Raw genomic sequence first — 2,580 nt, forward strand, 5'->3', positions numbered from 1 at the left:
ATGTACCGCGACGGCCACGGAGTAGAACGGGATATAATTCGGGCTCTAGCGTTGCTTCGAAAAGCCGCTGACCATCAACACCATTGGGCTCAGTACAACCTTGGCCTGATGTATTTTATGGGAGAGGGCATTCCGCCTGACTACCCGGAGGCCTACTACTGGGTCGGCATCGCTGCGGTCGAGAATGACAACGGCACAGTGCAGTCGACTGCGGCCTTCCTGCTCGATGAGGTTGCCGCGAAATTGACGCCCGAGGAGATCGAGGAAGCAAAGCAGCGGATACACCACTGGAAGCCGGCGCAGTCTCGACACTAGGTCATCCGCGCCATCTCTGCCGCCGCTAACGAGGCTCCGGCGGCGGCGGTGTCATGTCGGCCTTTTCCCAGGTCTTGTCGGGATTGAACAAGGTGATGGCCGCGGCCGCCGTGGGCGTCTCCGGCCCGAGATCCGTCTCGTAGACGTCGCCGCTCTGGCTCACGATGAAGGTGCTGACCCCGGTCTCGCCATAGGTCACCGGCCAGGCAATGACGCCGAAGCCGCCCATCATGCGGTCGTTAACCAGGTAGCTGTAGGCACCGCCGGGTGCGTCGGGGCCCTGACCGTAAAGCAGGCGAAAGCGGTAGCCATAATAGCCGTCGGCCGGCGAGGCGCCGGTCTGCGCCTTAGCGACCAACTCACCCATCGGGCTCGGTGGCTCGCCAGGCTTGGTCTCCCAGTGGAGCCCGTCCTTCTTGCCGGGCGAACTCAAAAGCCGGCGTGCGTAAGTCGGAACGCCGAACTTCATGGGATCGAGCGAAACATATTCGCGCTGGGCGTCGACGATCGCCAGCAGGGTTTGGATGACGGCGTATTCATTGCGGCCGATCTCGCGGGCGGTGATCTCGCTGATGCCCGCATCGACGTCGTAGTACCAGCCCTTGGCGTCCTTCAGCAGTGGCAAGGGGCTCTGCCAGCCGGTCGTGCCGACCTCGATGAGCATCTTGGCGTCGCCCTCGGGCACAAGCTTGTGGTTCTTGTCCCACGCCTCGAGGTAGCGCTGGCGCACGTCGTCCTCGTGGGTGGGATCGCCAGGAATGAGATCGCGCCAGTCGAGGCCGAGGATCGCCTGGACCTCGGCATTGTTGTCCTTGCGGATCGCTTCGGTGAGCGCGTTGGCCGCTTCCTCCGCTGTCGTGAAGTGCTTCTGCTTGTCGACCCGGGCCTGCTTCTCCACCTGCGCCTGCTTTTCGGCCTGGGCGTCCTTGTCAGCCTGCGCCTTGTCGACCGGCGCGGGATTGACGGCTGGCGCTTGGCTGGCAGCCGGCGCCTGCTTGTCGGCCTGGGCCTGGATTGCGCCGATCGAGCCCGCCAACAGCAGCAGCGTAAGGCTGCAGAGCTTGATGAGCCTGTTCATCGCCGTCCTCCTCCTCCGCGGGCGCCGCCACCGCCTGCCCGAGCGCCACCGCCACCTGCCCGAGCGCCACCGCCGCCACGACTGCCGCCACCGGGATGGGATCGGGCGCGGTTCTGCTGGGCGCGGCCGCGTGCGGCGTCGCGATTGACCTGCTGGCCGCGATTCACGCCGTTCAGCGCCGACGGCCGGTTGCCGCCGCCGGCGCGCTGACCCGCGTTGGGCCGCTGGCCACCCTGACCAATATTCCCACGCTGCCCGCCTTGGCCAATGTTGGCTCGTTGGCCGCCCTGGCCAACGTTGGGGCGCTGGCCTTGTCCAACGTTGGCGCCGCCTTGCGGGCGGTTGGCGACCTGGCCACGGAACTGCTGGCGCTGCTCGGCGCCGGGGCGATTCTGGCCGAACTGCTGGCGCGTTGCCTGATCGCGGTAGGCGACGCCCCGGCGGTGTCCAGCATCATGCTGCCAGCGGTTGCTGTTGGTGTAGCGACTGCGGTCGAAATTCCTGTCGATGTTGACCGCCCTGTTGGCATTGACGTTCACGTAGCCCGCGCCGCGCGCCCAGTTCCAGTTGCTGTACATCGCCCCTGCAGCAGCGATGCCGACTCCCCACATCAGGCCGGTGGCCAGCAACGTGCCATAACCGTAGGCCGGCGCCGGCGGATAGTAGACCGGCGGGTAGGCGGGGGCGGACCAGGCGCCATAGGCCCAGGAGGGATTGTAGGATGGTGCATAGATGACATCGGGATTGGCGGGCGCGATCACGATGGTGCGGTCGTCTCCCGAACCCTGGCTTGTGACGGTCTGCTGCGGGCCACTCTTGAGGTTGCCGGCGGCATCCGCCTTGGCACGCAGGCGCTGGATCGAATCGGCGACATCCTGCTGTTGGGAGATCATCGCGTCGCCCAGCTTCTGGGTCCAATCGAGATGGTCGTTGAGCGGCATCAGCACCGCGGGGAACGCGACCAGCGACTTCACGCTGACGTCCCAGGTCTGGTCCTTCACCGCCGCCACCGCGGCGTCGCCCTTGACGTTGGGGTTGGCCTTCAGCCAGCGCGCCGCCTCGACGATCTCCAGCGGATAGCTCGCTGCGATCAAGGTCTGTGACAAGAGCGAATCGGGATAAAGCGCAATGGGCGCCAGGATCTGGTCGAGTTCCTGGGACGTGAAGATCTTCTTTTCGTCCTGCGC

3 protein-coding genes are annotated in these 2,580 nt (G+C 65.7%); 1 reads left to right on the plus strand and 2 read right to left on the minus strand.

Annotated elements, in window-relative coordinates; genetic code table 11:
- Positions 1-315 (plus strand): tetratricopeptide repeat protein (locus VGI62_RS13910; protein WP_331505098.1); only part of this gene is annotated, 315 nt, incomplete at its 5' end.
- 25 nt (positions 316-340) lie between these two features.
- Here VGI62_RS13910 and VGI62_RS13915 read toward each other — a convergent pair.
- Complete coding sequence (locus VGI62_RS13915; protein WP_331505099.1) at positions 341-1,393, minus strand: DUF2950 domain-containing protein; 1,053 nt, start codon at positions 1,391-1,393, stop codon at positions 341-343.
- A partial coding sequence (locus VGI62_RS13920; protein WP_331505100.1) for a DUF3300 domain-containing protein occupies positions 1,390-2,580 on the minus strand: 1,191 nt, incomplete at its 5' end. The genes VGI62_RS13915 and VGI62_RS13920, both read right to left, overlap by 4 nt.

This window comes from Phenylobacterium sp. (genome assembly GCF_036495085.1).
In the GTDB taxonomy this organism is placed as follows: domain Bacteria; phylum Pseudomonadota; class Alphaproteobacteria; order Caulobacterales; family Caulobacteraceae; genus Phenylobacterium.

Excerpts from the sequence above, each read along its gene's own strand:
- VGI62_RS13915 (WP_331505099.1), bottom strand. The coding sequence starts at position 1,393 with ATGAACAGGCTCATCAAGCTCTGCAGCCTTACGCTGCTGCTGTTGGCG.